Source organism: Afipia sp. DC4300-2b1, assembly GCF_049895725.1.
Classification (GTDB): domain Bacteria; phylum Pseudomonadota; class Alphaproteobacteria; order Rhizobiales; family Xanthobacteraceae; genus Afipia; species Afipia broomeae.
This window is the reverse complement of the sequence record NZ_JAFCSX010000001.1, coordinates 674,483-700,564: the sequence shown is the minus strand read 5'-3', so window position 1 is coordinate 700,564 and position 26,082 is coordinate 674,483. Positions and strand designations below refer to the sequence as shown.

25 protein-coding genes and 1 other RNA gene are annotated in these 26,082 nt (G+C 62.9%); 13 read left to right on the top strand and 13 right to left on the bottom strand.

Going from position 1 to position 26,082, the window contains the following annotated elements:
* The first annotated feature begins 100 nt into the window (after positions 1-100).
* The 6 genes from ACP7AL_RS03505 (at position 101) to ACP7AL_RS03480 (ending at position 5,194) form a co-directional block, all read left to right on the top strand.
* The gene (locus ACP7AL_RS03505) at positions 101-1,717 is read left to right on the top strand and encodes a phosphoenolpyruvate carboxykinase (RefSeq protein ID WP_425988908.1); all 1,617 of its coding nucleotides are present in this window, start codon (positions 101-103) and stop codon (positions 1,715-1,717) included.
* Between the two features lie 82 nt (positions 1,718-1,799).
* Complete coding sequence (locus tag ACP7AL_RS03500; protein WP_006022361.1) at positions 1,800-2,006, top strand: TOBE domain-containing protein; 207 nt, start codon at positions 1,800-1,802, stop codon at positions 2,004-2,006.
* Positions 2,007-2,014: 8 nt separating this feature from the next.
* Positions 2,015-3,088: an iron ABC transporter substrate-binding protein gene (locus ACP7AL_RS03495; RefSeq protein ID WP_425988905.1), complete on the top strand. Its 1,074-nt coding sequence runs from the start codon at positions 2,015-2,017 to the stop codon at positions 3,086-3,088.
* Positions 3,085-4,107 (top strand): FecCD family ABC transporter permease, encoded by a 1,023-nt coding sequence (locus ACP7AL_RS03490; protein WP_425988903.1) that lies wholly within the window; start codon positions 3,085-3,087, stop codon positions 4,105-4,107. Before ACP7AL_RS03495 ends, ACP7AL_RS03490 begins: the two co-directional genes overlap by 4 nt.
* Positions 4,107-4,880 (top strand): ABC transporter ATP-binding protein, encoded by a 774-nt coding sequence (locus ACP7AL_RS03485; RefSeq protein ID WP_425990010.1) that lies wholly within the window; start codon positions 4,107-4,109, stop codon positions 4,878-4,880. The genes ACP7AL_RS03490 and ACP7AL_RS03485 overlap by 1 nt, the downstream gene beginning before the upstream one ends.
* A gap of 95 nt (positions 4,881-4,975) precedes the next feature.
* The gene (locus ACP7AL_RS03480) at positions 4,976-5,194 is read left to right on the top strand and encodes a hypothetical protein (RefSeq protein ID WP_006022357.1); all 219 of its coding nucleotides are present in this window, start codon (positions 4,976-4,978) and stop codon (positions 5,192-5,194) included.
* Positions 5,195-5,281: 87 nt separating this feature from the next.
* Here the strand turns inward: ACP7AL_RS03480 and ACP7AL_RS03475 are convergent, their stop codons facing one another.
* Complete coding sequence (locus ACP7AL_RS03475) at positions 5,282-5,707, bottom strand: OsmC family protein (protein ID WP_425988900.1); 426 nt, start codon at positions 5,705-5,707, stop codon at positions 5,282-5,284.
* A gap of 196 nt (positions 5,708-5,903) precedes the next feature.
* Here ACP7AL_RS03475 and ACP7AL_RS03470 point away from each other — a divergent pair, with 196 nt between their 5' ends.
* The gene (locus ACP7AL_RS03470) at positions 5,904-6,335 is read left to right on the top strand and encodes a hypothetical protein (protein WP_425988898.1); all 432 of its coding nucleotides are present in this window, start codon (positions 5,904-5,906) and stop codon (positions 6,333-6,335) included.
* 6 nt (positions 6,336-6,341) lie between these two features.
* On the opposite strand, the gene ACP7AL_RS03465 is transcribed toward ACP7AL_RS03470, so the two are convergent.
* The 3 genes from ACP7AL_RS03465 to pyrE form a co-directional block, all read right to left on the bottom strand.
* Complete coding sequence (locus tag ACP7AL_RS03465; protein WP_425990008.1) at positions 6,342-7,130, bottom strand: DUF2865 domain-containing protein; 789 nt, start codon at positions 7,128-7,130, stop codon at positions 6,342-6,344.
* A gap of 176 nt (positions 7,131-7,306) precedes the next feature.
* Positions 7,307-8,782: a sodium:proton antiporter gene (locus ACP7AL_RS03460; protein WP_425988895.1), complete on the bottom strand. Its 1,476-nt coding sequence runs from the start codon at positions 8,780-8,782 to the stop codon at positions 7,307-7,309.
* A 96-nt stretch (positions 8,783-8,878) separates the two neighbouring features.
* Positions 8,879-9,442, bottom strand: coding sequence for an orotate phosphoribosyltransferase (gene pyrE, locus ACP7AL_RS03455; protein WP_024920510.1), 564 nt, complete (start codon positions 9,440-9,442; stop codon positions 8,879-8,881).
* A 109-nt stretch (positions 9,443-9,551) separates the two neighbouring features.
* On the opposite strand from pyrE, the gene ACP7AL_RS03450 reads away from it, so the two are divergent.
* Positions 9,552-10,178 carry a glutathione S-transferase family protein gene (locus ACP7AL_RS03450; RefSeq protein ID WP_425988892.1) on the top strand — a complete coding sequence of 209 codons (627 nt, stop codon included), beginning with the start codon at positions 9,552-9,554 and terminating at the stop codon, positions 10,176-10,178.
* 3 nt (positions 10,179-10,181) lie between these two features.
* Here ACP7AL_RS03450 and ACP7AL_RS03445 read toward each other — a convergent pair whose 3' ends face one another.
* From ACP7AL_RS03445 to ACP7AL_RS03430, 4 genes are all read right to left on the bottom strand, one after another.
* A complete protein-coding gene (locus ACP7AL_RS03445) occupies positions 10,182-10,802 on the bottom strand; it encodes a LysE family translocator (protein WP_425988889.1) in 621 nt (206 codons plus the stop codon).
* Positions 10,803-10,838: 36 nt separating this feature from the next.
* Positions 10,839-11,237, bottom strand: coding sequence for a nuclear transport factor 2 family protein (locus ACP7AL_RS03440; protein WP_425988886.1), 399 nt, complete (start codon positions 11,235-11,237; stop codon positions 10,839-10,841).
* A gap of 34 nt (positions 11,238-11,271) precedes the next feature.
* Positions 11,272-14,334: a DNA polymerase I gene (gene polA, locus ACP7AL_RS03435; protein WP_425988883.1), complete on the bottom strand. Its 3,063-nt coding sequence runs from the start codon at positions 14,332-14,334 to the stop codon at positions 11,272-11,274.
* Positions 14,335-14,403: 69 nt separating this feature from the next.
* Positions 14,404-15,465, bottom strand: coding sequence for an acyltransferase family protein (locus tag ACP7AL_RS03430; protein WP_425988880.1), 1,062 nt, complete (start codon positions 15,463-15,465; stop codon positions 14,404-14,406).
* Positions 15,466-15,617: 152 nt separating this feature from the next.
* Here ACP7AL_RS03430 and ACP7AL_RS03425 point away from each other — a divergent pair, with 152 nt between their 5' ends.
* From ACP7AL_RS03425 to ACP7AL_RS03415, 3 genes are all read left to right on the top strand, one after another.
* Entirely contained in the window at positions 15,618-16,928 is a 1,311-nt protein-coding gene (locus ACP7AL_RS03425; protein WP_425988877.1) for a UDP-glucose dehydrogenase family protein, read from the top strand.
* 109 nt (positions 16,929-17,037) lie between these two features.
* A complete protein-coding gene (hrpB, locus tag ACP7AL_RS03420; RefSeq protein WP_425988874.1) occupies positions 17,038-19,512 on the top strand; it encodes an ATP-dependent helicase HrpB in 2,475 nt (824 codons plus the stop codon).
* Positions 19,513-19,642: 130 nt separating this feature from the next.
* Positions 19,643-20,182, top strand: coding sequence for a TIGR02281 family clan AA aspartic protease (locus tag ACP7AL_RS03415; RefSeq protein ID WP_425988871.1), 540 nt, complete (start codon positions 19,643-19,645; stop codon positions 20,180-20,182).
* 100 nt (positions 20,183-20,282) lie between these two features.
* Here the strand turns inward: ACP7AL_RS03415 and ACP7AL_RS03410 are convergent, their stop codons facing one another.
* Positions 20,283-20,885, bottom strand: coding sequence for a DUF938 domain-containing protein (locus ACP7AL_RS03410; RefSeq protein WP_425988868.1), 603 nt, complete (start codon positions 20,883-20,885; stop codon positions 20,283-20,285).
* A 149-nt stretch (positions 20,886-21,034) separates the two neighbouring features.
* On the opposite strand from ACP7AL_RS03410, the gene ACP7AL_RS03405 reads away from it, so the two are divergent.
* A complete protein-coding gene (locus tag ACP7AL_RS03405; protein WP_425988866.1) occupies positions 21,035-22,534 on the top strand; it encodes a phosphomannomutase/phosphoglucomutase in 1,500 nt (499 codons plus the stop codon).
* A gap of 166 nt (positions 22,535-22,700) precedes the next feature.
* Here the strand turns inward: ACP7AL_RS03405 and ACP7AL_RS03400 are convergent, their stop codons facing one another.
* The 4 genes from ACP7AL_RS03400 to ACP7AL_RS03385 all read right to left on the bottom strand — a co-directional run bounded on the left by ACP7AL_RS03400 (position 22,701) and on the right by ACP7AL_RS03385 (position 25,719).
* A complete protein-coding gene (locus ACP7AL_RS03400) occupies positions 22,701-23,210 on the bottom strand; it encodes an Lrp/AsnC family transcriptional regulator (protein WP_006022339.1) in 510 nt (169 codons plus the stop codon).
* A gap of 92 nt (positions 23,211-23,302) precedes the next feature.
* Positions 23,303-24,199, bottom strand: a complete 897-nt coding sequence (locus ACP7AL_RS03395; RefSeq protein WP_425990006.1) for a sugar kinase — start codon at positions 24,197-24,199, stop codon at positions 23,303-23,305.
* Between the two features lie 142 nt (positions 24,200-24,341).
* Positions 24,342-25,283, bottom strand: coding sequence for an NAD(+) diphosphatase (gene nudC, locus ACP7AL_RS03390; protein WP_425988862.1), 942 nt, complete (start codon positions 25,281-25,283; stop codon positions 24,342-24,344).
* Positions 25,284-25,299: 16 nt separating this feature from the next.
* On the bottom strand, positions 25,300-25,719 hold the full coding sequence (locus tag ACP7AL_RS03385) for an HIT family protein (protein WP_425988859.1): 420 nt from the start codon (positions 25,717-25,719) through the stop codon (positions 25,300-25,302).
* Positions 25,720-25,957: 238 nt separating this feature from the next.
* Here ACP7AL_RS03385 and ffs point away from each other — a divergent pair.
* Positions 25,958-26,054, top strand: an RNA gene (ffs, locus tag ACP7AL_RS03380) — signal recognition particle sRNA small type.
* Positions 26,055-26,082: the final 28 nt, after the last annotated feature.

The following is a 26,082-nucleotide window of genomic DNA, read 5'->3' as shown; positions in this document are numbered from 1 at the left end:
GGATTGAGGCCCGGGAGCTATGATCCCCGGCATCCGCGACAGGGGCGTTTGGCGAATAGCCGCGCGAAACGATACGCGGTCTTTTTGGGAGATTCTGACAGTGCAAGAGACGGGTGTGCGCAACGGTGCTTTCGGCGCCGATAAATTCGGTTTCAAAAATCTCAAACAGGTAAACTGGAATCTCGGCACCGCGCCGCTCTACGAGCACTCGCTGCGCAACAATGAAGCCGAGCTGTCAGCCGGCGGCGCGCTTGTCGCAGAAACCGGCGTGTTCACCGGCCGCTCGCCGAAAGACAAGTTCACGGTGCGCGACGCGCTCACCGACAAGACCATGTGGTGGGGCGGCAACCAGTCCATCACCTCCGAACAGTTCGAAACGCTGTATCAGGATTTCCTCAAGCACTGCGAAGGCAAGACCCTCTTCGCGCAGGATCTCTACGGCGGCGCCGATCCGAAATTCCGGATCAAGACGCGCGTGTTCACCGAAATGGCGTGGCACTCGCTGTTCATCCGCACCCTGCTGCGCCGTCCCGAAATGGCCGAGCTTGCGAACTTCGCACCCGAACTGACCATCGTCGATCTGCCGAGCTTCCGCGCCGATCCGAAGCGTCACGGCTGCAAGTCCGAGAACGTCGTGGCGATCGACTTCACCCGCAAGATCGTTCTGATCGCAGGTAGCCAGTACGCCGGCGAAATGAAGAAGTCGGTGTTCACCACGCTGAACTACTTCCTGCCGGCGCAGGGCGTGATGCCGATGCACTGCTCGGCCAATGTCGGCCCGGACGGCGACAGCGCGATCTTCTTCGGCCTCTCCGGCACCGGAAAGACCACGCTCTCAGCCGATCCGAACCGTACCCTGATCGGCGACGACGAGACGGGCTGGGGTCCGGACGGTATCTTCAATTTCGAAGGCGGCTGCTACGCCAAGACCATCAAGCTGTCGCGCGAAGCTGAACCTGCGATCTATGACGCCAGCATCTGCTTCGGCGCGGTGCTCGAGAACGTCGTGCTCGATCCGGTCACCCGCGAGCCCGACTTTGACGACGGCTCCAAGACCGAGAACACCCGTTCCGCTTATCCGCTGGAATCGATCCCGAACGCATCGCGCACCGGCCGCGCAGGTCATCCGAAGAATCTGGTGATGCTCGCTGCCGACGCCTTCGGCGTGATGCCGCCGATCGCCAAGCTGACCCCGGCGCAGGCGATGTATCACTTCCTCTCGGGTTACACCGCGAAGGTCGCCGGCACCGAGCGGGGTCTCGGCAACGAGCCCGTTCCTGAATTCTCGGCGTGCTTCGGCTCGCCGTTCCTGCCGCGCGATCCGGCCGAATACGGCCAGCTCCTGAAGGAGCTGATCGCCAAGCACAATGTCGATTGCTGGGTGGTCAACACCGGCTGGACCGGCGGCAAGTATGGCACCGGCAGCCGCATGCCGATCAAGGTGACCCGCGCGCTGTTGACCGCCGCGCTGAACGGTTCGCTGCGCAACGCCCAGTTCCGCACCGACAAGTATTTCGGCTTCGCGGTGCCGACGGCTCTCGAAGGCGTGCCGAGCGACATTCTCGATCCGGTCAACACCTGGAAGGACAAGGCCGAGTTCGACAAGACCGCGCGCGCGCTGGTCGGCATGTTCCAGAAGAACTTTGAACAGTTCGAAAAGCAGGTTGACGCGGAAGTCCGCGCCGCCGCTCCCGAGGTCAAGCTCGCCGCGGAGTGAGTTCCTTCAGACCGGTTTTGACGTATAAAAGGGCGGCTCACGGGCCGCCCTTTTTGTTGCCCCGTCACACGGAGATCACGGAATGAAGATCAGCGCGCGCAATCAGCTCAAGGGCAAGGTCGTCGCCATCGACCACGGCGTCACCACCAGCCATGTGAAGATCGACATTGGCGGCAGCATCATCACCTCGGCCATCACAAAGACCTCGGTTGAGGAGTTGAAGCTCGAAGTCGGCAAGCAGGTCTACGCCATCGTCAAGGCGAGCGACGTCATGGTGGGCATCGACTGAGGCCATCCATGATCCGCATCAACCGGCGATCGTTTGTGGCGGGCGCCAGCATGATGATGCTGGCGCGGCCGGCATTGGGTGCGCGCACGATCACCGATAGCGCGGCGCGGACCGTCGAACTGCCCGACCGCGTCGATAAGGTGTTCGCGGCGGGCGGGCCGGCGTCGGTGGTGGTCTATGCGATGCGGCCGGAGACCATGGTGGGCTGGCCGCGCGCATTGCGCGCCGAAGAGCGCCCGTACATCGCTGCGGGCCAGCGCGATCTGCCGGAGGTCGGTTTGCTGACCGGACGCGGCGACACGGCCAACATAGAGACCGTGCTGAAGATCAAGCCCGACCTGATCGTCGACTACGGCTCGGTACGGCAGACCTTCGCGTCGCTGGCCGACAGCGTGCAGCAGCGCACCGGCATTCCCTATGTGCTGATCGACGGGCGCTTTGAGGCGACGGCATCATCGTTCCGGCTGCTCGGCAATATCTTTGGCGCGCCGGAGCGCGGCGAGGCGCTTGCAAAATATTCGGACGACCTCTTCAAGAGTCTCGATACGACGCTGGCGGGAATTCCCGAGGATCAGCGCCCGCGGGTCTATCTGGCGCGCGGTCCGGACGGACTTGAGACAGGGCTGCGCGGCTCGATCAACACCGAGATCATCGAACGGGCCGGCGGGCGCAACGTCGCCGATGCGCAGGACCAGCGGCGCGGCATTGCCAACGTGTCGCCCGAACAGATTCTCGCCTGGAATCCCGACATCATTGTCACCTGGGATCGTAACTTCCACGACAAGGTCGCCAAAGGCGGCGATTCAGTCTGGCAGGGCCTCAAAGCCGTCAAGGATGGCCGCGTGTATCTCGCGCCGACCGCGCCGTTCGGCTGGATCGACCGGCCGCCGTCGATCAACCGTCTGATCGGGCTGCGCTGGCTTGCCAATCTGTTTCACGGCGCGCGCTTTCCATTCGACATCCGGCAGGACACGCGCGCCTTCTACAAGCTGTTCTATCATGTCGAAGTCACCGACGCGGATCTCGACACGCTGATCGCATGGGCCGACGGCAAGCCGCCTTCAATTCCGGCGCGCCGATGACGGCACAGCGGACGGCATCGCGGGCTTCCTGGATCATTCCCGGCCTCGCGTTGCTGGCGCTTGCAGTCGCTGTGGTCGGACTGACCGTCGGCGCATTTCCGGTGACGCTCGATGGGTTCTTCCGCGCCTTGCAAAATTTCTGGTCGGGGGATCTGCCGCAGACCGCCGAGCAGCGTGTGCTGTTCGGCATTCGCGGCCCGCGCGTGCTGGCGGGCCTGATTGTCGGCGCTTCGCTGGCGGGCGCGGGTGTCGTCTATCAGGGACTGTTTCGGAATCCGCTGGTGTCGCCCGATGTGCTCGGCGTTTCGGCGGGCGCGGGCCTTGGCGCGGTGATCGGCATTTTCCTGTCACTGCCGGTGTTCGCGATCCAGATGCTCGCCTTCGGCGGCGGCCTTGCAACGGTGGGGCTTGTCTATCTGATTGCGGTGGCTGTGCGCGGCCGTGATCCGACGCTGGTGCTTGTGCTGGGCGGCGTGGTGGTCGGCGCGCTTGCGGGCGCGGCGATCTCGCTGCTGAAAATTCTCGCCGATCCTTATGACCAGTTGCCCGCAATCAGCTTCTGGCTGCTCGGCAGTCTCGCCAGTGTGCGCGGCGGCGATCTGTGGAATGTCACGCCGGCGGTCGCGATCGGCCTTGTGCCGCTGGTGCTGCTGCGCTGGCAGATCAACGTGCTGTCGCTGGGTGACGAGGAGGCCAAATCCCTTGGCGTCGAATCCGGGCGGCTGCGTGTCATCGTCATCGCCGCGGCGACGCTGATCACCGCCAGCGTGGTGGCGATCTCCGGCGTGATCGGCTGGGTCGGTCTGGTGATCCCGCACATTGCGCGGATGCTGGTCGGCCCGAATTTCGAGCGGCTGCTGCCAGCGGCGATGCTGATGGGCGCGAGCTATCTGGTGCTGGTCGATACGCTGGCGCGTTCGCTGGGGCGCATCGAAGTGCCGCTCGGAATCCTCACCGCAGTGGTCGGCGCACCATTCTTTTTGTGGCTCTTGTGGCGCGGCCGGCACGGGTGGTCATGATGCGTCTCATCGCCCGCGATCTTTCATTCGGTTATCCCGAGCGGCCTGTCGGCCGGAATCTGAATCTGACCGTCGAGACCGGCGAGGTGCTGTGTCTGCTCGGGCCGAACGGCTGCGGCAAGACCACGCTGTTCAAGACACTGCTCGGCCTGCTGCGGCCGCAGGGCGGCGACATCTCGCTCGGCGGCGATGCACTGTCTACCCTGCCGCGCGCGCATATCGCGCGCCGCATCGCCTATGTGCCGCAGGCGCAGGACACCGCGTTTCCCTATACCGCGTCCGATCTGGTGCTGATGGGGCGGGTCGCGCATCGCGGCGTGTTCGCGGCCCCCACGAAGGAAGACCGGACTATCGCGCAGAATTCGCTGGCCGAGCTTGGGATCGCCGAACTTGCTTCGCGCGAGGTAACGACATTGTCCGGTGGACAGCGCCAGCTCGTGATCGTGGCGCGGGCGATGGCGCAGGCGGCGCCGCTGATCGTGATGGACGAGCCGACCGCCAGTCTCGATTTCGGCAATCAGGCCGCTGTGCTGGCGGAAATCCGCAAGCTCGCCGCGCGCGGCACGGGCATCATTCTCTCAACCCACGATCCGGATCAGGCCTTTGCGGTGGCGAGCCGGGTCGCCTTGATGCAGGACGGCGTCATCGTTGCGCAAGGAACGCCGCACGAGGTGCTCACCGCCGCGCGGCTGAAAGCAGTGTACGGCATCGATGTCACGGTCGAACGGCTGACGAGCGGGCAGACGGTCTGCGCGCCGGTCTATCCGCGCTGAACGTCACGCCTTGAGTACCCCAATGGCTTCGGCGGTTGCCGTCATAATCCAGTCGCAAGGCGCGCTATTCTGAAATCCAAACCGGGGAGGGTCAGATGGCGGATATCGACGGTATCAAGATCGCCAGTCTCACGCATGACTTCGTGACGAAGAAGTCGTTCGTCGGACTGGTCTGGGAAAGCGACGCCAGCAAATCACTGGGGCTGGAGGTACCGTTTTGCTGCAGCCCGGAGCAGCTTCCGGCAGAGGCTGAAAAGGCCGTGCGCAAGCTCTCTCACGAACTCGCTTCGATCCCTATCATGGTTGTGCCGTAAGGGTCGCGCGAGCATCGCGGGTTAGCGGATGGACGCCGCGAGTTGGTGCGACGCCCCTCTGTTGTCAGATGCTATCCGTCTGCTCGCTTAGCCTTCCAGCGTTGCGTCCAGCGTAATATTCGCTTTCAGCAGTTTCGACACCGGGCAACCGGCTTTGGCCATGCCGGTAAGTTTCTCGAACTGCTCCTGCGTTGCGCCGGGAATTTTCGCCTTCAGCGTCAGATGCACGGCCGTGATGGAAAATCCGTCGCCGTCCTTGTCGAGCGAGACTTCGGCGACCGTTTCCATTTTTTCGGCGGTGAGTTTGGCTTCACCCAGGATCAGCGACAGGGCCATGGTGAAGCAGCCGGCATGGGCCGCGCCGATCAGCTCTTCGGGATTGGTGCCGGGCTTGCCCTCGAAGCGCGAAGCGAAGCCATAGGGGTAGCTGCTCAGTGCCCCGCTCTTGGTCGAGATCGCACCCTTGCCGTCCTTGATACCGCCGCTCCAGACGGCCGATCCTTGAGTCTTCATCGTCGCATGCTCCGTATTTTGGTGAGTGATACCCGGCCCGAGCAGTCAGGCTAGCAGACATCCGACGACAGCATTGTGCAAAGAAGAATGATCTCGGAACAAATTAAGAACACTTTAGCAAGTCATTGATATATCATTGTGATTCGGTCCCTATGGGCCACCACATCTAGGGTCTGTCATCGGTCTTGAGGACTACATGTCCAATATCGCTTTCGACAACAAGGCGCTGACGCGCATCGCGGACTTTGCCCGGACGCTTTCCCGTCTCCATGCCGCCGCGCGGACGCGGCTGGTGGACGACGACCACATCGACCGCGAATTCAACGCAGTCTGCATGTCGGTGTGGGGCTATACCACCGACGATTTCAGCGACGATCTGTTCTCGCTGAAGGATCATGAATTCCTCGACTCGCTGGACGAGGCGCGGGCACGCATCTTCGCCGCCGAACACGGCTACGATCTGGTCGACGACACCGGCATTCTCGCCGACTGGTGGGGCTATTGCTGGATGATCCTGGCCGAGCATCGCGGCCTGCTGACGCCGGAGATCAAGGCGCGGGCGCGGATGGAAATGGAAGAGAAGTATCTCGCCGCGCCGAACGTGATCGGCGTCATCGTCGGGCGGTGAGTTGAATCACATCCGTGCGCGAGGCTTCGGCGCGAGCTTCGGCATGACGGCATCCGGCGCCATCGGCTGGGCGTATTTCGGCTCGGGCACCGACCCCGTGACGTCCTGCGACGAATAGGTGTCTTCGGGAATTTCAGCGGCCACCGGCGCGACCTTCATCTCGCCGAGCCGCGCGCGCAACTCCGATGTCAGGCCGGGATAGTTGTTGACCGGAGTGAACTGCGCGATCTGGCCATTGGCGGAACTGGTGCCGGAGTAAGCAACAAGCCCGTTCGAGGTCGCGACAATGTCGCCGGGGCGCAACGTGGTGTCGAGCGACAGATCGACCGGCGCAAGGCCCGCAGGGTCGCGGCCGTTGCAGGTGCAGTCCGCCTTCAGCGCCTTGCGATAGGCAAAGGCATTCGGCGTGTCGACATAGCGCTCGCCCATATTGCCTACGGCGTAATCGATGCTGTTGCCGGAATAGACCTTGGTTGCGCTTGCCGGGCAGAACGCCTGGCACATCTGTGCCGGCGTACCGTTGCCGCGCGACGTCAGCGGGAAATAGCGGCCATCGCAGGTCCGCACGCAATAGGTGGTGAAGCGACCGCCGGAGGAAGCCGACGGCGCAGGCGCGGGATTGGGTGTGGACAGGCCGAACGGATCGGCAAAGGCATTGCTCGGCTGCTGTTGCTGCTGAGGCTCCTGCCGCTGCGGCTTGTCACCGCCGAACAGGAAATCGAAAATGCCGGCGGAAGCCGCGTGGGGCGCAAGCGCCACGGGCATTGCCAGCATGACAGTGAGAACAAGCGTCATGCGGCGCCGCACGCGCGAAATACGCAACTCTGTACGCAACACGGACTGCCCCACTCACGCAACGCTGACGCCTGCGGCAACTTCATGCCGCAGCGTCAATGACCTTAATGCGTGATGGTAAACGCCGAGTTAGGGAGCGGCTTTGCGCCAAAGAATCGTGCAGACGAGCGTCGCGCTCAAGGCCTGAAAAACAGGAACGTCGCCAGCACGAAAGTCGGCACCAGCACCAGCATCGACCACACAATATAGCCGAAAAAGCTCGGCATTTTCACGCCGGCCTGCCGCGCGATGGCATAGACCATGAAGTTCGGTGCGTTGCCGATATAGGTGTTGGCGCCCATGTAGACCGCGCCGGAGGAAATCGCGGCCAGCGTCGCAGCCTTTACTCCCATCAAAACCTGCGGATCTCCGCCGGCGAGCTGGAAGAACACCAGATAGGTCGGCGCATTGTCGAGGAACGACGACAGGATGCCGGTCAGCCAGAAATAGGCGGCGGCGTTGTTGCTGCCGTCGGCGTTAGTGACGAGTCCGAGCAGCGCGGCGAACGGTCCTTGCGGCCCCGCCTGAAGCATCGCCATCACCGGCACGATGCAGATGAAGATGCCGGCGAACAGGATCGCGACTTCCTGAATCGGCCCCCATGAAAATCCGTTGGCCTCGCGATCTGATTTCTGCGTCCACGTCATGGATGCGATCGCGACCACGACGAAGATCGCATCGCGCAGCAGGTCCTGAATTTCGAGATCGACGCCGGCGATGTGGAAGGAGATTCCGGGCTTCCACTGCGCGCTCATCAGGATGGCGGCGATGATGACCGCGATCAGCACGAGGTTGATCTTGCCGTGCAGTTTGAGCGGTTTGTCCGGCGTCGGGTCTTTCAGTTTGGTGAAGCGGCCCTCCCGGTGATGCATGTAAAGATCGATCACCATGAAAATCGCGAGCACGATGCCGCCGACCACCAGGGTCTCCTGCCATAGATGTTTCGTTGTCCAGAAGAAATCGACACCCTTGAGGAAGCCGATGAACAGCGGCGGGTCGCCGAGCGGCGACAGCGCGCCGCCGATATTGGCGACGAGGAAAATAAAGAACACCACGACATGCGCGTTGTATCGCCGGTCGTCGTTGGCGCGGATCAGGGGGCGGATCAGGATCATCGCCGCACCGGTGGTGCCGACGACGCTGGCCATCAGCCCGCCGACGGCGAGCAATACAGTGTTGGTGAACACGCTGTCGTGCAGGTTGCCTTCGAGATAGATGCCGCCCGCGACCACAAACAGCGCCAGCAGCAACAGGATGAACGGCATGTATTCAAGCAGCGCCGTGTGCGCGAGTGTCGTCGTGACGGTGTGAACATCGGCGGTGGCGAACAGTGGAACGACGATCAGCGCCGCCCAGAGCGCGGTGAACTTGCCGTAGTGATGCTCCCAGACGTGGGGATAGAACACCGGACCCGTGGCGATACACAAAAGAATGCCGACGAACGGCAGCGCCCAGAGGATCGAGAGCTTTGCGCCGTTCAGCCCTTCGGCGGCGAAGGCCGGCGCGGGAAGAAGGAAAAACAACGTAAAGGCCAGAATGCATGTCACGGTCGTGCCGGCGAAGGTCCGGACCCATAAACCTTGAAACCGGTGGTGACGGGGAGATATCTGCATTCTCATCTCTATTCCGTGGTGATGGATTCCGTCCGGCTCGGGCTCGCTTTGCTGGAGCGACCGGAGAACTTTCTCCGAGCAGCGATAGGGCCGATGTCAGCTCTTGAGAAATTCGCCCGCCTTGTAGAGCGCGCGGAACGGAATGCCGGCCTCGGAGAACGCTTCGGTCGCGCCTTCGTCGCGGTCGACCATGGTGAACACCAGCACGACTTCGCCGCCTGAATCCTTCACCGCATCCACCGCCTTTATCGCCGAGCCGCCGGTGGTGGTGACATCCTCGACGATGACAATGCGTTTGCCGGCCAGGCTCTCGCCCTTGGCTAGGCCTTCGACTGCGAGGCGTGCGCCGTGTTCCTTCGGCTTCTTGCGCACGAAGAACGCCGCGATGGGATGTCCCTTCAGCCACGACAGTTGTGCGATCGCGCCCGCGATCGGCACCGCGCCCATCTCCAGTCCGCCGATGTAATCGACCTGATCGTCCTTCAGCGCATCCAGCGACAGCTCGGCGAGCAGCGCCGCGCCTTCGGGATCGAGCATGGTCGGCTTCAGGTTGAAATAGAAATCGCTCTTGCGGCCCGAGGCCAGCGTGATTTCGCCGCGCCCGAACGAGCGCTTGCGGATGATGTCGGCGAGGCGGGCGCGGGACGCTGATTTGGACAAGGCGATCTCTTCAGGTTATGGGGATTTGCGGGAATTTATCCTCTGCTTTGTAGACATTCCACAGCGGATCGCTCACCGTCAACAGCGCAAGATCAATTAAAGGAAGCGAATGACCATCGACTTCTACGCCTGGAACACCCCGAACGGCCGCAAGATCAGCATCGCACTCGAGGAAATGGGGCTGCCCTACAAGGTGCATCCCATCAACATTTCCAAAGATGAGCAGTTCGCGCCGGATTTTCTCAAGATCAGCCCGAACAACAAGATTCCCGCCATCATCGATCCGGATGGCCCGCACGGCAGGCCGGTCAGCATCTTCGAATCCGGGGCGATCCTGCTCTATCTCGGCGAGAAGACCGGACAATTCCTGCCGAAGGATCTGGGCGAGCGGATTCCCGTGCTGGAATGGCTGATGTGGCAGATGGGCGGCTTCGGGCCGATGCCGGGCCAGGTGCATCACTTTATCGCACTCGAAAACGAGCAGGATCGCCGCTACGGCCTCGAGCGTTTTTCAAAGGAAACGCGAAGGCTCTATGGCGTGCTGGACCGCCGCCTTGCGGAGCATGAATTTGCCGCGGACAAGATATCGGTGGCCGACTTCGCCATTATCGGCTGGGCGTGGCGGCACGAGCGCCACAAGGTGGCGCTCGACGATTTCCCTAACGTGAAGCGGTGGTACGCGATGATGATGGCGCGGCCCGGCGTGAAGCGCGGGTTTGAGGTGAAGCTGGGTTAGGTCTTAGCGGCTGGTGCTGAACGCAAACCAGATCGCGATGGCGGCCAGCAACACGGCAAGGACGCGGCGAACCGTACGCCGCTGTTCTGCCGTTGCGATCACACGTTGCAGCCGCGAGGCAAGCAACACGATGACGAGATGAATCGAAGTCGCGATGCCGACATAGATCGCCGAGAGCATGAGCGTCTGCTCCGGGACCGCGCCTTTCTCGATCTGGATAAAGTCCGGCAGCACGGCGACATAGAATACCGCGGCCTTCGGATTAAGTAGATTAGTGATCAGTCCGCGCCGGAATGCGGTCCATGGGTTGATCCCGCCGTCGACAGTTTCCGGCGAGACCTCGCGTTCGGCGGTCCATGCCTCCCATGCCAGCCACAGCAGATAGGCGACGCCGCCCCAGCGCAGCGTCTCATAGAGGAATCGCGAGTTGTCGATGATGGCGCTGAGCCCGAGCGAGGCAGCCACACCATAGATTGCAAGCCCGAGTGCAATTCCGGCGACGGCCGCGATGCCGGCGCGGACGCCCTGCGAAAGCGACAGCGCGGCGAGATAAGCCATGTTCGGGCCAGGCGTGATCTCAATCACGAGACAGGTCAGCGCGAAAGCGAGCAAGGGCGGGGACATTGCTATGACCTTTCACGCCGGATCAATGTGCCCGTCCTAGCCGTGGGGGACGCGGGCGTCGACGTGCTCCACAAGATGCGCGCGCGAGGGTGCGGGGTCGAACCGATCGGCGAAATACTGCGTTTCGTTGGCCACCAGTCCGTCGCGAAATTCCATAATGCTCACAGTGTAGGACGGTATGCCGTCGTAGGTCAGGACGAATTCCGTGACCCAGAGATCGCCGCTGCCGATGATCCGTTGAACCGTAAAGCGCTTCCTGTTCGGCTGGAGGCGCCGGCTTTCCTGAATGTTGCGCCGGCCGCGAATCCGCTCACCGGACTGCGGATAATGAAGCACGGCATCCTCGCGATAGATCTCGTGTTCGGTGTCGAAATCGTTCGCATCGGATGCCTCCCAATGGCGCTCCAGCGCTGCCCGCACGGTTTGATCATCCATCTCGATCTCCCACGTATAGGCGCGCAGTTACGGCTTAATGCGCCTCGTCCCAGTTGTTCGCTGCTCGTGCATCGACCTGCAACGGCACCGACAGCGATACCGCCGGGAACGGTGCGTCCTGCATCACATGCTGGATCACCGGCAGCGTCCTGGCGACCTCGTCTTCCGGTACCTCGAAGATCAGTTCGTCGTGAACCTGCAGCAGCATCTGCGCCGACAGCTTGTGCTCGGCGAGTGTATCCTCCATGCGGATCATGGCGCGGCGGATGATGTCGGCCGCCGAGCCCTGCAGCCGCGCATTGATCGCGGCGCGCTCGTTGAACGAGCGGACCGACGGATTGCTGGCCTTGATGTCCGGGTAATGGCACTTGCGGCCGAAGATCGTCTCGACATAGCCGTGCTCGCGGCAGAAGTCGCGCGTCGCGTCCATATAGGCGCGGATGCCGGGGAAACGCTCGAAGTACTTTTTAATGTACGCGCCGGCTTCCTCGCGCGGAATGCCGAGCTGGTTGGCGAGGCCGAAGGCGGAGATGCCATAGATGATACCGAAGTTGATCGCCTTGGCGCGGCGGCGCACTTCGCCCGGCATGTCCTTGATCGGTACGCCGAACATTTCCGACGCGGTCATGGCGTGAATGTCCAGCTTGTCCTGGAACGCCCGCTTCAGCGAGGGAATGTCCGCGATCTCCGCCAGCAGCCGCAGTTCGATCTGCGAGTAATCCGCCGAGACCAGCTTGTGGCCCTTGGCGGCGATGAAGGCCTTGCGGATCTTGCGGCCATCCTCGGTGCGCACCGGAATGTTCTGCAGGTTCGGTTCGTTGGACGATAGCCGCCCCGTGGTGGTCGCCGCGAGCGCGTAGGTCGTGTGCACGCGCTGGGTCTGCGGATTGACGTATTCCGGCAGCGAATCCGTGTAGGTCGATTTCAGCTTGGTGACCTGCCGCCATTCCAGAACATGCTTCGGAAATTCATGTCCGGCTTCGGCCAGTTCATCCAGGATTTGCGCCGACGTCGACCATGCGCCGGTCTTGGTCTTCGCGCCGCCCGGCAGGCCCATCTTGCCGAACATGATGTCGCCGAGTTGTTTCGGGCTGCCAGGATTGATCGCCTCGCCGGCCATTTTCTGGATCTCGGCCTCGACGCGCGCGGCGGTCTGCGCGAATTCGCCGGACAGGCGCGAGAGCACCTGACGGTCGATGGAAATGCCCCGCCGCTCCATGCGCGCGAGCACGGACACCAGCGGGCGCTCCAGCGTTTCGTAGACCGTGTTGACGCGGTAGGCCAGCAGGCGTGGTTTGAGCACCCGCCACAGCCGGAGCGTTACGTCGGCGCGTTCGGCGGCGTATTCGGCGGCCTTCTCGACCGGCACCTGATCATAGGCAACGCGGTTCTTGCCGCTGCCGATGAGTTCGCCGAAGCCGATGGCCTTGTGGCCGAACCAGCTCTCGGCCAGCGACTCGTAATCGTGCTTGGCGCGGCCTGCGTCTAGCACATAGGAAATCAGGATGGTGTCTTCGATCGGCGCCATGTCGATGCCGTGCTGCGCCAGCACCACGGTATCGAATTTCAGATCATGGCCGATCTTGAGGACGCCCGCGTCCGTGAGCAGCGGCTTGAGCGCGGCCAGCGCATCGGCGGCCTTGATCTGGTCCGGAGCCAGTCCGCCGGCGAACAGCCCCGACCCATCGCCGGGTTTGGTATGCGCGAGGGGAATGTAACAGGCTTCATTGACGCCGGTGGCGAGCGAGATGCCGATGATCTCGGCCTGCATCGGATCGGCGCTCGAGGTCTCGACCGTCACGGCGACCTGACCGAGATCGAAGGCGCGCGCGATCCGCCGCTGCAACTCGTCGACGGTCTTGATCGTCGTGTAGGCGGCGCGATTGAACTTGGCGCTGCGCGCTTCCTCGGCGCGCGCATCGGCCAGCGCCTTCGGCGTTTGAGGTCCTGTGGCGGGTGCCGCGGCCTGCTTCGGCTGCGATCCGGTCCACTGTCCGGCGTTTGACGTCTTTTCGGCCGTCCCGCGCGCGAAAAGGTCAGGCTCGCCGCCCAGCGGCGGCGTCTTGGGTGAATCGGCTGCGACATCGGCGGGCGCGAACGAGCTTTTCATGCTGGCGTCGGCTTCGACATCCGATGGATCGATCTGCGAATACTCCGCCACGCGCCGTGTCAGGGTCGAGAATTCCATCGCTTTCAGGAAGGCGATCAGCTTGCGTGAATCCGGCTCGTGCACGGCGAGATCGTCCAGCGGCACATCGAGCTTCACGCGGTCGTCGAGTTGTACCAGCTTCTTCGAGATGCGCGCCTTGTCGGCGTTCTCGATCAGCGCCTCGCGCCGCTTCGGCTGCTTGATTTCGGGGGCGCGCTTGAGCAGCGTTTCGAGGTCGCCGTACTCGTTGATGAGCTGGGCCGCGGTCTTGATGCCGATACCCGGCACGCCCGGCACGTTATCGACCGAGTCGCCCGCGAGCGCCTGCACCTCGACCACCTTCTCCGGCGGCACGCCGAATTTCTCGATCACTTCAGGAATGCCGATGCGGCGATCCTTCATGGTGTCGTACATCGACACACACTCAGTCACGAGCTGCATCAGATCTTTATCGGAAGAGACGATGGTCGCCGTCGCGCCGCGCTCGCACGCCTCGCGCACATAGGTTGCGATCAGGTCATCGGCCTCATAGCCGGATTGTTCGAGGCAGGGCAGGTCGAAGGCGCGAACCGCTTCGCGGATCAGTGCGAACTGCGGAATGAGATCGTCGGGAGCAGGGGCGCGCTGCGCCTTGTATTCGGGATAGAGCTCGTTGCGGAACGTGACTTCGGACTTGTCGAAGATGATCGCCAGATGGGTCGGCCGGTTGTCCGGCGGCATGTCGCGCATCAGCTTCCACAGCATGTTGCAGAAACCGAGCACGGCATTGACCTGCAAGCCGTCGGACTTGCGGTTCAGCGGCGGCAGCGCGTGATAGGCGCGGAAGATGTAGCCCGAGCCGTCCACCAGAAAGACGTGATCGCCCTTGGCGGGGGTCTTTGCGGCTGGCGCGCTGGCGGCGGGTTTCGTGGCGGGCGATTTCGCGGGGGATGCAGGCTTTTTGGGCATGGGCGCAATTTAGGGATTTCTCCCGGAATTGACACCTGCCCGCGCGGAGTTCCTCACGGAAATGTTGAGCTATTCCGCCGCCTGCAGGGCCGCCGGACGCTTCTGCTTCGGCGCGATCCAGAACATGGCAGGCCGCTCGAACAGGAAATTGAGCCCGGCGCGTTTGGCGCCCCACCACATCAGGAGCGCACCGACCACGCCGGCGATGGTGTCGATCAGCGAGACAAGGCCGATGTCGGGGATGATGCCGGTCTTGAGCAGCACCACCCGCACGATCGCCATCGGCAGGAAGAAGGCGAGATAGATCACGATGGAATGCTCGCCGCAGTAGCGCAGGAAGCCCAGCCAGTTGGCGCGGGCCAGCAGCGTGCCGGTGACGATGATGGCGCAGGCGCCGGCAAATCCGAGTGCGAGCGAAATCACTGGCCGGTCTCCGAAGCCGGTAAATACCAGAACGCCATTGACCAGCGCCCATGCCGCGAGACCGGCCAGCGCGAGACCCGGCTTTTCGCGTGCACGATCGGCCAGCGCGAACACATAATTCGCCAGCAGATAGCCGGAATAGAAGTAGACGAAGCGCGCGGCGAACTCGTCGATCACGGTCCAGCCGGTGGCGACATGCGCCGTTTCAAGCGCCGCGGCCGCAAGCCAGATCACGATTGCAGGCACGCGCAGGGTGGCCTTGGTCACCACAAAGAAGATCGGCAGCAGGTAGATGAACCACAGCGTGCCGAACGGCTCGATGAAAGATTGCAGATACATGACACCGACATGGGTCCAGCCCTGCTCGGCGGCGAAAGCGGGGGCCTTGAAGGCGAACTGGATCGTGACCCACAGCACATAGAAGTAGGCGAAATGGACGACCTTGCGGTCCAGATAGGTGCGCCAGTCGCGGCCGATCACCCGCGCCAGGAACAGGCCCGATATCAGGAAGAAATCCGGCATCCGGAACGGTTTCGCGAACTCGACGAACAGGTGCATGAAGCCCTGCTTGCCCGCGGCGGCCTCGACGCCCAGGGTCGAGTGCATCATCACCACCATGACGATGCAGATGCCCTTGGCGTAATCGACCCAGTCGATCCGCTCGGAGGCGGGCGACGGGCGCGCGCCGGATGTGCCGTTGCTGCTCATGATGTCCCGTTTCGGTCCAGTTGCACGCCATCCTGGGGCGCATGGGTTTCATTCTCCTTTATTCATACAAATGTTGTGCCCCATTCACGCCGATTTGCGCTAAAAGCCCCGCGAAACGGAACATCGTTAATGAGTTTTGGAGCGGGTGGTACATGCGGATTGCCATGATCGGCACGGGCTATGTGGGGCTGGTTTCGGGGGCCTGTTTCGCGGATTTTGGCCATCGCGTGACCTGCGTCGATACCGACGCCGGCAAGATCGCAGCGCTCAACCGCGGCGAAATCCCGATCTTTGAGCCCGATCTGGACCGGCTGGTGGAGGCGTCCGTCAAGGCGGGGCGGCTGGATTTCACCACCGATATTGCCGGGCCCGTGGGCAAGGCAGACGCGGTGTTCATCGCTGTCGGCACGCCGTCACGGCGCGGCGACGGCCATGCCGACCTGACCTATGTGCACGCCGCGGCCCGCGATATCGCGAAGGCCCTGCAGGGCTTCACCGTTGTCGTCACCAAGTCGACCGTGCCGGTGGGCACCGGCGACGAGGTCGAACGCATCATCCGCGAAACCAATCCGCAGGCCGATGTTGCCGTGGCTTCCAACCCTGAATTCCTGCGCGAGGGCGCGGCGATCCGCGACTTCAAGCATCCCGACCGCATCGTGGTCGGCACCGACGACGAACGTGCGCGAAAAGTTCTCGGTGAGGTCTATCGCCCGCTGTACCTCAATCAGGCGCCGATCATGTATACCGAGCGCCGCACGGCGGAGTTGATCAAGTACGCTGCCAACGCATTTCTCGCGACCAAGATCACCTTCATCAACGAGATGGCGGATTTGTCGGAGAAAGTCGGCGCCGACGTGCAGGAAGTTGCGCGCGGCATCGGCCTCGACAACCGCATCGGCCCGAAGTTTCTCAACGCCGGTCCCGGATTCGGCGGCTCGTGTTTTCCGAAGGATACCCGCGCGCTGGTCAAGACCGCGCTGGACCATGACGTGCCGCTGCGCATTGTCGAAGCGGTGCTTGCGGTCAACGACAATCGCAAGCGCGCCATGGCACGTAAGGTCTCGAGCGCTCTCGGCGGCAACCTGCGCGGCAAGACCATTGGTCTTCTTGGGCTCACTTTCAAGCCGGACACCGACGACATGCGCGAAGCGCCATCGATTCCGCTGGTGACGGGCCTGCTCGATCTCGGTGCGAAAGTGCGCGCCTACGATCCCGCCGGCATGGAACAGGCGAAGAGCGAACTGCCGGACATCACCTATTGCGAAGATCCCTATGCCGTCGCCAAGGGTGCCGACGCGCTGGTGATCGTCACCGAGTGGCGGCAGTTCCGCGCGCTCGATCTGAAGCGGCTGAAGCGCGAAATGGCCAATCCCGTGATGGTCGATCTGCGCAACATCTATCGCCGCGACGAGATGGAAGCGCTCGGCTTCACCTACGAGAGCGTCGGACGGGGAGCGATTTAGGCGCAGGCCGCCTGGCGTCATTGCGAGGAGCATTTGCGACGAAGCAATCCAGCTTTTCTTAAGAGTGGATTGCTTCGCTTCGCTCGCAATGACGGCTATATCTGTTCCGATGATTGATTTCTCCACGCCTCTTCCCATCGATGCGGTTCTGGCCAACCTGACATCGACGCTCGCGCGCGGCAGCACTGCCGTGCTGGTCGCGCCGCCGGGCGCGGGCAAGACCACGCGCGTGCCGCTGGCGCTGCTGGATGCGGACTGGGTCGGACGTAAGAAGATCATCGTGCTGGAGCCGCGCCGGATCGCGGCGCGCGCCGCGGCCGAGCGCATGGCGCAGACGCTGGGCGAGCGGGTCGGCGAGACGGTCGGCTATCGCGTGCGGTTCGGTTCGAAGGTCTCGCGCGCGACCCGAATCGAGGTGGTCACTGAGGGGATCTTCACCCGGCAGATTCTCGACGATCCGGAATTGAACGGCGTTGCCGCCGTGCTGTTCGACGAATTTCATGAGCGCTCGCTGGATGCGGACCTTGGCCTTGCGCTGGCGCGAGATGCGCAAACCGGCTTGCGCGAGGATCTGCGCATTCTGGTGATGTCCGCGACGCTCGATGGCGCGCGGGTCGCTAAACTGCTCGGCGATTGTCCGGTGATCACCAGCGAAGGCCGCGCGTTTCCGGTCGATACGCGCTATCTCGGCCGCAAGCCGGATGTGCAGATCGAACGGCAGATGGCGGACGCCATCGCCACGGCGCTGCGCGCAGATAGCGGTTCGGTGCTGGCGTTCCTGCCGGGCGCCGCCGAAATCCGCCGCACCCAGAATTTTCTCAGCGAGCGTGTCAGCGATCCTAACACCGAGATCGTGCCGCTGTTCGGCGCGCTCGATGCCGGCGTGCAGGACCGCGCGATTTCGCCGCCGCCGAAGGAGCAGCGCAAGGTGGTGCTGGCCACCTCGATTGCGGAGACGTCGCTGACCATCGAGGGCGTGCGCATCGTGGTCGATTCCGGGATGGCGCGGGTGCCGCGTTATGAACCCGACATCGGACTGACGCGGCTTGAAACCATTCGCGCCTCGCGCGCCGCCGTCGATCAGCGCAGGGGCCGCGCTGGCCGCACCGAGCCCGGCGTCTGTTACCGGCTGTGGGACGAGCCGCAGACCGCATCGCTGGAGGCCTATACACGGCCCGAGATTTTGTCCGCCGATCTGTCGTCGCTGGTGCTCGACCTCGCGCACTGGGGCGCGGGCGATCCTTCGGCCCTCGCCTTCCTTGATCCGCCGCCGCTTCCGGCACTGACTGAAGCACGGGCGCTGCTGCGTGAACTGAATGCGCTCGATGAGGCAGGGCGGATCACACCCGAGGGCAACAGTTTGCGTGCGCTGGCGCTGCCGCCGCGCCTTGCGCGCATGATCGTGGATTCGCATCGGCTTGGTTCGGGTGATGAGGCGGCACTGATCGCGGCCATTCTCACCGAGCGCGGGCTTGGCGGAGACATTGCCGATCTCGATGCGCGGCTGGATAATTTCCGCCGCGACCGGTCGCAGCGGGCGCAAAGCGCGCGGCAACTGGCGGAGCGCTGGGCCAAACAGGTGGCGGCGAGTGAACCGTTCGACATCACAGATCGTTCACTCTCCACCGGGCTTATGCTCGCATTCGCATTCCCGGATCGTGTCGCACGCAATCGCGGCAACGGCTCGTTCGTGCTCGCCAACGGGCGCGGCGCGAGCATCGAGCAGACTTCCGCGCTGGCGAAATCGCCTTACATCGCGGTGGCGGAACTGACCGGCACGGCGGCGAACGGGCGCATCCTGCTGGCGGCGCCGATCACGCAGGCCGAGATCGAGGCGCAGTTCGCCGATCATATCCAGACCGACGACGAGATCACGTTCGATCGCGCCGCGATGGCGCTGCGCGCACGGCGCAGGAAGAAACTTCACGCCATCACGCTCTCAGAACAAACCCTTCCGGTTTCTCCCTCGGCAGAGACAGCGCGGGTGCTGGCCGACGGTCTTGTCGCTGCGGGATTGGAGCGCTTGCCATGGTCGAAGCCGCTGAAACAATGGCGCGACCGCGTGATGTTTTTGCGCGCGGCCTCGCCTGAGGAATGGCCCGATCTTTCAGACAATGCGCTGGCGGAGACACGAGGCGACTGGCTCGTGCCGGCACTGTACGACAAGACCTCGCTGGCAAATTTTTCCGCCGGCGACCTGTCCGACGCGCTGATGAATCTGTTGCCGTGGGAAATGCGCGCGCGACTCGATCGCGAAGCGCCGACGCACTTCGAGGCGCCGACCGGAACGTCGCTGCCGATCGACTATGAGGCCGAGCAGGGGCCGACCATTGCGGTTCGCCTGCAGGAATTGTTCGGGCTCAATGTTCATCCGTCGATCGCGAAGGGCAAAATCCCGCTGGTGCTGGAACTGCTGTCGCCGGCGCATCGCCCGGTGCAGGTGACGCGCGACCTGCCGGGCTTCTGGCGCGGGTCTTATGCGGCGGTTCGCTCCGATCTGCGCGGGCGCTATCCGCGCCATCCCTGGCCTGAAGATCCCGCGTCCGCACCGCCGACCCGCCGGGTCAAGCCCCGCGGAACGTGAGAATTAACGCTTCCCTCACCCTTATTTCGGAAAAAGCCTCCTTTGAAGGTGCCGGGCGGTCATTTCGGCCTGCTGTGACGTGCTTCCCGTAAGGTCCACATGGGACCGGGCGATAACAGGCGTATGTGTGATGCGTAACATCATGATTCTGGCGGCCCTGCTGGTTGTGTTCGGCACGTCCATGGCGAAGGTCGCCGATCAGATGACCTCGCAAAAGGCGCAGGCTCAGTCCGTCGACAAGTCCAAGGCGATGAATGCCTTCGCGTCGGTGCAGCCGAAAACCACAGGCAATGCCGGCCTGCGGAGTGTCACCATTTCGCGCGACAGCCGGGGGCACTTCCAGACCGACGCTCGCGTCGATGGCCGCCGTATCGGCTTCATGGTCGATACCGGCGCTTCGGTGATCGCACTCAACGAAAGCTCGGCGGCGCTGATCGGCATTCGTCCGCGGCCCAGCGAATACACCGCGAATGTTTCAACCGCCAATGGCTCGATCAGGGCCGCGCGCACGCGCCTTGCGATGGTCGATATCGGCGGCCTCGTCGTACGCGATGTCGATGCGCTGGTGCTGCCCGACGACGCGCTGTCGGAAAATCTGCTCGGCATGTCTTATCTGTCGAAGCTTCGCCGGTTTGAAATGGCCGGCGGCAAGCTGGTGATGGAGCAGTAAGCGATAGCGGCTGCTGCGTCATTGCGAGGAGTGCTTGCGACGAAGCAATCCAGCTTCGTGCCTGCAGTTCTGGATTGCTTCGCTTCCCTTGTAATAACGACTATATCCGCCGAAACACCACGCTCAGATTGTTCGTCGGCATTTCAGTGATCGCCGGGGCCGAAAATCCCTCAGCCCGCGCCACCTCCGCCACAGCTTCCAGATCGCGTAATCCCCATTCCGGGTTTCGAGACTTGAGACTCGCGTCGAACGCCTCGTTGCTCGGCGCAGTGACCACATCCGCTCGCCGGTACGGCCCGTACAGATAGAGCGGCGCGCCGATGCGCATCAGTTTCGCAGCGCCGCGTATCAGGCCTGTCGTCGCCTGCCAGGGAGAAATATGGATCATGTTGATGCAGAGGATGGCGTCGGCGGCGGTCACCGGCCAGTGGCCTGATGAGGCATCGAGCACCACAGGCGGGCGGATGTTGGGAAGACCGCTGTCCTTCGTCCACGCCGCGATGCTTTGCAAGGCGGCGTCCTCGGGGTCCGAGGGTTGAAACGTCAGGCCCGGAAAAGCCCGCGCGAAATGCACGACGTGTTCGCCGGAGCCGCTGGCGATCTCCAGTACAAGTCCGGACGCGGGCAACACACCGCGCAGGACGTCGAGGATGACGTCGCGGTTACGCAAGGTGGCGGGATACTCAAGGCGGCGGTCGGTCATGCGGGTCCGATCTGAATGAAGGCTGTACAAGCTCGCTGCCAATATGCCGCATTTTGCTCCTAAACACCCGGCTCCCGCCTTTCCACGGTTCCAAGCATTCGTTAAAGCTGCTGGATATCGCCCGCCCGCCCTGCCATGAGGCCCCCTGAATGTTTCCGAAGCCAAAGCCCGAACTGATTCCGAATACCTATGCCTATGAATCCGAGCCGATGGTGAAGGCGACCGGCTTCCGCGAATACGACGCGCGCTGGCTGTTCGGCAAGGAAATCAACCTGATGGGCATTCAGGCCCTCGGCATGGGCCTCGGCACCCTGATCGGCGAGATGGGCCAGAAGCAGGAAATCGTCACCGCGCACGATTTCCGCAGCTACTCTGCCTCGATCAAATACGCGCTGATCTCCGGCCTTCTGGCCTCCGGCTGCAAGGTTCATGACATCGGCCTCGCGGTGACGCCGATGGCGTATTTCGCGCAGTTCGATCTCGATGTGCCGTGCGTGGCGATGGTCACCGCCTCGCATAACGACAACGGCTGGACCGGCGTGAAGATGGGTGCGAACCGCCCGCTGACCTTCGGCCCGGACGAAATGAATCGCCTGAAAGAGATCGTGCTCAACGCAGATTTCAAGCTGAAGCCCGCGGGCGGATATCAGTTTCACGAGAATTTCCCGGCGCGCTACATCGCCGATCTCACCAAGCGTCCGAAGCTGAAGCGCAAGCTGAAGGTGGTCGTCGCGTGCGGCAACGGCACCGCCGGTGCATTCGCACCGCAGGTGATGGAAGCGATCGGCTGCGAGGTCATCCGCCTCGACACGGAGCTGGATCACACCTTCCCGAAGTACAATCCGAATCCCGAAGACATGGAAATGCTGCACGCGATCCGCGATGCAGTGCTCGAGCACAAGGCCGACGTCGGCCTCGGGTTCGATGGCGACGGCGATCGCTGCGGTGTGGTGGACAATACCGGCGAGGAAATCTTCGCCGACAAGGTCGGCGTGATGCTGGCGCGCGACATGTCCGCGATTCACAAGAACGCGCAGTTCGTGGTCGACGTGAAATCGACCGGCCTGTTCGTGACCGATCCCGTGCTGCAAAAGCAGGGTGCCCACACCACCTACTGGAAGACCGGCCATTCCTATATGAAGCGCCGCACCCATGAGCTGAAGGCTTTGGCGGGCTTTGAGAAGTCCGGCCACTTCTTCTTCAACGCGCCGATCGGCCGCGGCTACGACGATGGCCTCGTCTCGGCAATTGCGGTCTGCGAGATGCTGGACCATGCGCCGGGCAAGACCATGGCTGACCTGAAGGATGCGCTGCCAAAGACCTGGTCGTCGCCGACCATGTCGCCGCATTGCTCCGACGAAACCAAGTACGGAATCGTAGCGCAGGTCGTGAAGCACTTCGAGGATCTGAAGGCGAAGGGTGACAAGGTCGCCGGTCAGCCGATCCGCGATCTGGTCACCGTCAACGGCGTGCGCGTCACCTGCGAGGACGGAAGCTGGGGCTTGGTGCGGGCCTCATCCAACAAGCCGGAGCTTGTGGTGGTGGTCGAGAGCCCGGTCTCCGAACAGCGCATGCGCGATATGTTCGAGGCGATGGATTCGGTGCTGCGCACCCATCCCGAAGTCGGCGAGTACAATCAGAAGATTTGAGGTTTCTTAACCTCGCCCCGCTTGCGGGGAGAGGCCGGATTGCCATAAACGCGTTTACGCGCGTCTGCGACGCGCTATGGCAATCCGGGTGAGGGGCACTTTAATGTTGCTGGTGGAACCCTTGCCCCTCATCCCGACCTTCTCCGTAAACGGGGAGAAGGAGAAACTAAGCTGCAGTCAGCGCCGGCACCGGCAGCGCGGTCACCGATTTGATCTTTTCCATCGCGAAGCGTGACGTGACGTTCTTCAGCGCCACAGCGCTGATGAGCTTCTTGTAGAAAATATCGTAGCTCTGCATGTCGGCGACGACCACGCGCAGCATGTAGTCGACATCGCCCGCCATCCGGTAGAACTCCATTACCTCGGGCATGGCGCTGACGGCGTCGGCGAATTTCTTCAGCCAGGCGTCGGAGTGATCGCCGCTTTCCACCGAAACGAACACCGAAATCCCGAGGCCGATCTTGTTTTGATCGACCAGCGCGACGCGGCGCAGGATGATGCCTTCGGCCTCCATGCGCTGAATGCGCTTCCAGCACGGCGTCGAGGACAGGCCGACCCGATCGCCGATTTCGGCGACCGAAAGCGAAGCGTCGTCCTGTAAAACGGTCAGAATCTTGCGATCGATCGCGTCCAGGCGGCGCGGAGCGTCAAGAATTGCTACAGCAGCGTCAGACATTAGAAGAACTTTCTTCCATAATTGAGGGCTGTATACCTCATATATAGAAAATCATTCTCTGACAAGCCTGGATTTGCGGCTTTAGAGGGTCTCTATGCTGGGAGGGTGACCGGGCTGGAGGCCAAAAGGGCATCAACTTCAGCGCGTTGCGGCGACCCGAAGGCGCCGCCGAAGCGGGTGCATTTGAGGGCGGCGGTCGCGGAGGCGAATCGCATCGCCTGCTCCAGCGGCTGCCCTTCCGCCACGGCCAGCGTGAAGGCGCCGTGGAAGGCGTCGCCCGCGCCCAGCGTATCGACGGTATGGACCGGGAAGGCCGGCATGTGTTTCGGCTGACCCTGCGGGTCGAGCCAGATCACGCCCCTGGCGCCCGATGTGACGCCGAGCAATGCAGGGGTCACCAGCGCGAGCTTGCGCAGGGCAGTCACGTCATCGCTTTCGCCGGCGGTTGCGTGCAGCGCCTCTGCCGAAAACACGATGTGGGAGGCGACCTGCAAGAGCCCTTCGCGCATCGACATCATCCGGTCGCCGTCGATCACCACGGGAATGCCGCGGCGGCTGGCTTCCGCGCACACATCGGTGCCGAATTCCGCGCAGCGGCTTTCGATCAGAATGGCATCGCAGTCGGCGAGCAGCGTGTCCGATGGCGGTAGCGCCACGGTCCACAGTTTGGGATCGCGGAAGGTGGCGATGGTGCGCTCACCGCTCGGATCGATCAGCACGCTGGAGATCGGTGTGACCACGTCATCGACGACAACAAGTCCGCTGGTGTCGATCCTCTCCCTTCTGAATTGATCATCGATGATGGCATTGCTCGCCGCAAGCAAACCGCCGATCGGGCCTGCCAGCAGGACACGCCCGCCGAGCCGTGAAATCGAAATGGCGGCGTTGGGCGAATTGCCGCCGGCCACCTCGACGAACTCGCTGGCATATTCCTTCTGGCCGCGCGCGGGCACTTCCGGCACGCGGAAAATAAGATCGCGCACCGGCATCCCGATACAGACAATGCGTGGAGATGCCTTGCGTGGTTGATTCTGGATATTCACTGACACTGCGCCTCGCCGGAAATGCTCGTGATTGAGACAATCGATGACACGCCACGCGGTTCCCGTTCAAGGGAACCGTAAAAATCGGTCAGGCTGTTTCCTTGATCCAGTTCGCCAGAAGATGATGCGCGATGGCGACCGGATGCGGCCCTGTCAAGCCTTCGGGGTGCGTCTTCGCCAGCATCGCCACGGCTTCATCACGGCTGAACCAGCGGGCGTCCTCCAGTTCGTTCCTGTCGACGGTAATGTCAGTGGTGGTGGCGCGCGCGGTGCAGCCGATCATCAGCGATGACGGATAGGGCCAAGGCTGCGTCATGTAGTAGCGCACGTCGGTGCAGTGGATGCCGGCCTCTTCGAGAATCTCGCGCTGCACGGCGTTCTCGATGGTCTCGGCGGCTTCGACGAATCCGGCGAGACACGACCACATGGTCGGCGGAAACTGCGACTGACGGCCCATCAGGCATCTGTCGCCCGCGGTCACCAGCATGATGACGACCGGATCGGTGCGCGGAAAGTGTTCGGTCTTGCAGCTTGGGCAAATGCGCTTCCAGCCGCCATCCGCCATCGATGAGCGCGAACCGCAGTTGGCGCAGAAGCCGTGGCGCTGATGCCAGCTCACCAGCGACTTCGCCATCGCGATGGTGGAGAGTTCGCGCGCCGGTATGGCGCCGCTTGCGGCAACCGCCCGTAGATTTTCCACGCCGACGTCCTGCCGGCCCATCAGGTCTTCCGCGGCGGTGGCACTGATGCCCATGCCGAATATCGCCGCGCCTTCGTGCAGTCCGAGAAAGATGGTGCCGGGATTGGCGCCGAACTTGTGCGCTTCATCCAGCGTCAGCAGTGCGCGGGGGCCGTCGGCGCCCAGGGTGACCACCAGCGAATCGCGATGAACCACATAGGCCCGCGCATTGCGATGGGTTTCCAGCGCGAACAGTTTTTCGGCGTCGGTGCGGATATGCGCCGCGCGGTCGATCGGATGCGACACGAAGCCGGGCTGTCCGAGCGGAAAGGGATCATTTTTTGTTGTCATTGATCAGTCCGGATTTTCAGCTCAGCCAGATCTTGCGGCGGAGCGCGGCGATGAAGGCTTCGACTTCCTGCGGATCGTGCGCCAGCGGCGGCACTGCGCCCCAGACCGGCCGCGGCCATGCGGCGTCGGTGGTCCGGCGTGCAATGATATGAACATGCAACTGGGGAACGACATTGCCCAGCGCAGCGATGTTCAGCTTGTCGGGTTTGGTGACCTCTTTCAGGGCCCGCGCGACGCGGTTAATCTCGGTGGTCAGTTGCGCCTGTTCGATCTCGTTGAGGTCGATGATCTCGACCGCGTCCGGCCGGCGCGGCACCAGCAGCACCCACGGATAATTCGCATCCTTGATCACGAGCACGCGCGACAGCGGCAGATCGCCGATGCTGATGGTGTCTTTCTCGAGGGTTGGATGGAGCGACCAGGCGGAAGGGGACATTAGGTTTCTGAACGTCGGATACGGAACAGGAGCGGTTCCGGCAATTTTGCAGAGTGCAGTGCTGCAAACAACACCTGTCATGCCCGGCTTTGCGCGGGGCTTCCATGCCTTTGTCCGGGCGGGGCTGGACCCGCAGCGGCCGGACCACGAGGCAGGCCATTTTGCAAGCTGAAACAACGTGGTGCGAAGGTGCGCCGCGCGCTTGCTTTCCGGCGCTTTTGGCCCCAAATAGGGACCGGGAGATTGGCGGTGGACGAGCCACTCGCCAACCGGGTCAGGTCCGGAAGGAAGCAGCCCTAACGAGGTCCGGATCGGGTCGCTCGTCAGTCTCCTACTTCTCTTTTTTCGTGCGTCCGCAGCGGC

Bases quoted from the DNA above. Each gene is read 5' to 3' on its own strand.
- ACP7AL_RS03500 (WP_006022361.1), top strand. From the start codon at position 1,800: ATGAAGATCAGCGCGCGCAATCAGCTCAAGGGCAAGGTCGTCGCCATC.
- ACP7AL_RS03495 (WP_425988905.1), top strand. From the start codon at position 2,015: ATGATCCGCATCAACCGGCGATCGTTTGTGGCGGGCGCCAGCATGATG.
- ACP7AL_RS03490 (WP_425988903.1), top strand. From the start codon at position 3,085: ATGACGGCACAGCGGACGGCATCGCGGGCTTCCTGGATCATTCCCGGC.
- ACP7AL_RS03485 (WP_425990010.1), top strand. From the start codon at position 4,107: ATGCGTCTCATCGCCCGCGATCTTTCATTCGGTTATCCCGAGCGGCCT.
- ACP7AL_RS03480 (WP_006022357.1), top strand. From the start codon at position 4,976: ATGGCGGATATCGACGGTATCAAGATCGCCAGTCTCACGCATGACTTC.
- ACP7AL_RS03475 (WP_425988900.1), bottom strand. From the start codon at position 5,707: ATGAAGACTCAAGGATCGGCCGTCTGGAGCGGCGGTATCAAGGACGGC.
- ACP7AL_RS03470 (WP_425988898.1), top strand. From the start codon at position 5,904: ATGTCCAATATCGCTTTCGACAACAAGGCGCTGACGCGCATCGCGGAC.
- ACP7AL_RS03465 (WP_425990008.1), bottom strand. From the start codon at position 7,130: ATGACGCTTGTTCTCACTGTCATGCTGGCAATGCCCGTGGCGCTTGCG.
- ACP7AL_RS03460 (WP_425988895.1), bottom strand. From the start codon at position 8,782: ATGCAGATATCTCCCCGTCACCACCGGTTTCAAGGTTTATGGGTCCGG.
- ACP7AL_RS03450 (WP_425988892.1), top strand. From the start codon at position 9,552: ATGACCATCGACTTCTACGCCTGGAACACCCCGAACGGCCGCAAGATC.
- ACP7AL_RS03445 (WP_425988889.1), bottom strand. From the start codon at position 10,802: ATGTCCCCGCCCTTGCTCGCTTTCGCGCTGACCTGTCTCGTGATTGAG.
- ACP7AL_RS03440 (WP_425988886.1), bottom strand. From the start codon at position 11,237: ATGGATGATCAAACCGTGCGGGCAGCGCTGGAGCGCCATTGGGAGGCA.
- polA (WP_425988883.1), bottom strand. From the start codon at position 14,334: ATGCCCAAAAAGCCTGCATCCCCCGCGAAATCGCCCGCCACGAAACCC.
- ACP7AL_RS03430 (WP_425988880.1), bottom strand. From the start codon at position 15,465: ATGAGCAGCAACGGCACATCCGGCGCGCGCCCGTCGCCCGCCTCCGAG.
- ACP7AL_RS03425 (WP_425988877.1), top strand. From the start codon at position 15,618: ATGCGGATTGCCATGATCGGCACGGGCTATGTGGGGCTGGTTTCGGGG.
- hrpB (WP_425988874.1), top strand. From the start codon at position 17,038: ATGATTGATTTCTCCACGCCTCTTCCCATCGATGCGGTTCTGGCCAAC.
- ACP7AL_RS03415 (WP_425988871.1), top strand. From the start codon at position 19,643: ATGCGTAACATCATGATTCTGGCGGCCCTGCTGGTTGTGTTCGGCACG.
- ACP7AL_RS03410 (WP_425988868.1), bottom strand. From the start codon at position 20,885: ATGACCGACCGCCGCCTTGAGTATCCCGCCACCTTGCGTAACCGCGAC.
- ACP7AL_RS03405 (WP_425988866.1), top strand. From the start codon at position 21,035: ATGTTTCCGAAGCCAAAGCCCGAACTGATTCCGAATACCTATGCCTAT.
- ACP7AL_RS03400 (WP_006022339.1), bottom strand. From the start codon at position 23,210: ATGTCTGACGCTGCTGTAGCAATTCTTGACGCTCCGCGCCGCCTGGAC.
- ACP7AL_RS03395 (WP_425990006.1), bottom strand. From the start codon at position 24,199: ATGCCGGTGCGCGATCTTATTTTCCGCGTGCCGGAAGTGCCCGCGCGC.
- nudC (WP_425988862.1), bottom strand. From the start codon at position 25,283: ATGACAACAAAAAATGATCCCTTTCCGCTCGGACAGCCCGGCTTCGTG.
- ACP7AL_RS03385 (WP_425988859.1), bottom strand. From the start codon at position 25,719: ATGTCCCCTTCCGCCTGGTCGCTCCATCCAACCCTCGAGAAAGACACC.